The organism is Mesorhizobium sp. M4A.F.Ca.ET.022.05.2.1 (assembly GCF_003998845.1).
GTDB lineage: Bacteria > Pseudomonadota > Alphaproteobacteria > Rhizobiales > Rhizobiaceae > Mesorhizobium.
Map to the genome: position 1 here is coordinate 1 of NZ_RZOJ01000756.1, position 1,020 is coordinate 1,020.

Annotated in this window: 1 protein-coding gene and 1 pseudogene; both read right to left on the minus strand. The window is 64.8% G+C overall.

Annotated features, from left to right (window positions below; all coding sequences use genetic code 11):
* A pseudogene (locus EN745_RS35150) lies at positions 1–214 on the minus strand (hypothetical protein); the annotation flags it as partial.
* Positions 215–345: 131 nt separating this feature from the next.
* Positions 346–1,020: phosphate acyltransferase (locus EN745_RS35155; RefSeq protein WP_281034809.1), on the minus strand; the 675-nt coding region annotated here is incomplete at its 5' end.

Consider the following 1,020-nt stretch of genomic DNA (forward strand, 5'->3'; position numbering starts at 1 on the left):
CCTTCGCCAGCTGCTCGCGCTGTCGCGCGACGGCGTCGTCATATTTGCGGATCAGGTTCGGTCCGCCGCCATCGCCGCGAGCAGCAGTGAGTTCATCTTCGAGCTGACGGCAGATGCGCGAAGCGGCCTGCGGCTCTGTCACGGCGACGACGGACAACGCCAGCGCCACGAGCAACGCCGCAAGGTGGGTCAGCTTCAACCCCACGCCCTTCATTCGCCTGAAACCCCGATTGCCAGCTCGTCGCTCAAGCTAGCGCGTCCGCGGTTAAACCTGTCTTTACTCTACAGCCGGTTGCAGGTGAGTCTGCAGCCAAACGTGACAGCAGCTTACCGCCAAATCCGCCCTCAGCCCAGGTTGACGACCGCCTGCGCTTTGTGCGCAGCCTCGACCACCGCAAGCGCCGTCATGTTGACGACGCCGCGCGAGGTCACCGAAGGCGTCAGGATGTGCGCCGGCTTGTCGGTGCCGAGCAGGATCGGCCCGACATGCAGTGCGTCCATCATGGTGCGCAGCGCCGTCAGCGTGATGTTGGCCGAATCGAGGTTCGGGAACACCAGCAGATTGGCTTCGCCCTTCAGCCGCGAATGCGGATAGACGCGCTGGCGCAGGTGCTCCGACAGTGCCGAGTCGGCATGCATCTCGCCATCGCACTGCAATTCCGGCGCGATGCGGGCCAGGATCGCCGCCGCTTGGCGCATCTTCAGCGCGCTGGGTGAATCGCGCGAGCCGAAATCCGAATGCGACAGCAGCGCCGCCTTCGGCTCGATGCCGAAGCGCTGGATCTCCTCCGCCGCCAGCACCGTCATCTCGGCGATTTCCTCGGCCGTCGGATCGACCGAGACGTGGGTGTCTGTGAGAAAGATGATGCCGCGCTGCGAGATCAGCATGGAGAGCGTGGACAGATCCCGATCCTTGATGCCCGCGCGGGGGCCGATGATCAACGTCACATTGCGCAGATGCCGCTCGAAACGGCCTTCGAGGCCGCAGACCATGGCATCGGCATCGCCACGCTTCAGCGC